The sequence below is a fragment of the Frankia sp. AiPs1 genome (assembly GCF_023716945.1).
Lineage (GTDB): Bacteria > Actinomycetota > Actinomycetes > Frankiales > Frankiaceae > Frankia.
The window spans coordinates 1-1,400 of sequence record NZ_JAMQQF010000936.1; the positions used below are offsets into that span (position 1 = coordinate 1).

Consider the following 1,400-nt stretch of genomic DNA (forward strand, 5'->3'; position numbering starts at 1 on the left):
CCCCGGTGGGCGGCGGCGCCTCCTCCAGCAGCACGTGGGCGTTCGTCCCGCCGAACCCGAAGGCGTTCACGCCGGCACGGCGCGGCCCCGCGCTCTCCCACGGTGCGGCCGTCAGCAGCGGGCGAAACCGCGTCCTGGCCAGTGCCGGATGCGGATCCTCACAGTTCACCGCCGGCAGCAGGACGCGGTTGTGCAGGGCCAGCGCGGCCTTGACCAGCCCGGCGACGCCGGCCGCCGCCATCGCGTGCCCGATCATCGACTTGACGGAGCCGAGGACGCCGATGTCGTCCCGGTCGCTGCCGAAGACCTGGGCCAGGGTCGCGAGTTCCGCCGCGTCCCCCGCCGGCGTCGCGGTGCCGTGCGCCTCGATCATGCCGACCGAGTGCCGGGCGCGCGGGTCGAGTCCGGCCGCGGCCCAGGCCCGTTCGACGGCGAGGGCCTGCCCGGCCGGTTCCGGGTTCACCAGGCCGCCGCCGCGCCCGTCGCTGGACGTCCCGGTACCGCGGATCACCGCGTACACCCGGTCGCCGGCGCGCTGGGCGTCGTCGAGGCGCTTGAGCACGACGACGCCGGTGCCCTCGCCGATGAGGATCCCGTCCGCGGCGCGGTCGAACGGCCGGCTCTGCTGGCGCGCCGACAGCGCCCCGAGCTGAGCGAAGGTGCTCCACAGGGTGATGTCGTGGCAGTGGTGGACGCCGCCGGCGAGCACCGCGTCGCAGCGCCCGGCGGCGAGCTCGGCGACCGCGCTGTCCACGGCGATCAGCGACGAGGCGCAGGCCGCGTCGACCGTGTACGCGGGGCCGCGCAGGTCGAGCCGGTTCGCGATCCGGGACGCGGCCAGGTTCGGCACCATCCCGATCGCGCCGTCCGCGCGCTGCGGGCCGAGCTGGTCGGTGAAGGCGGTCCGGATCCGGGCGAGCTCGTCCGCGGCCAGGGCGGGCAGCAGCGTGCCGAGGGTGGACACGAGCTGGTGGGCGGTGCGCAGCCGCTGGTCGAGGCGGGCGAGGCCGGCGCCGAGGTAACCGCCGCGGCCGAGGATGACGCCGACGCGGGCCGGGTCGCCGAGCCGGGTGGCGCCGCCGGCGTCGTCGATCGCGCTCGCGGCGACCTGCAGCGCAAGGAGCTGGTCGGGTTCGATGCCGGCGACGTCGGCAGGCGGGATGCCGAAACGCAGCGGGTCGGCGTAGGCGTACTCGTCGACGAAGCCGCCGCGGCGGCAGTAGATCCGTTCCGGGTGGGGTTCGAGGGCGCCGGCCGGGTCGTAGAACTGGGGATCCCACCGGTGCGGCGGCGCCTCGCTGATCGACTCGATCCCGGCCAGCAGGTTCTGCCAGTAGGCGGCGAGATCCGGTGCGCCCGGCAGGAGCACCGCCATGCCGATGACGGCGATCGGTGGCTGG

1 protein-coding gene is annotated in these 1,400 nt (G+C 75.9%); it reads right to left on the bottom strand.

The features are described from left to right. A partial coding sequence (locus tag ND748_RS31995) for a polyketide synthase (RefSeq protein WP_251750012.1) occupies positions 1-1,400 on the bottom strand: 1,400 nt, incomplete at both ends.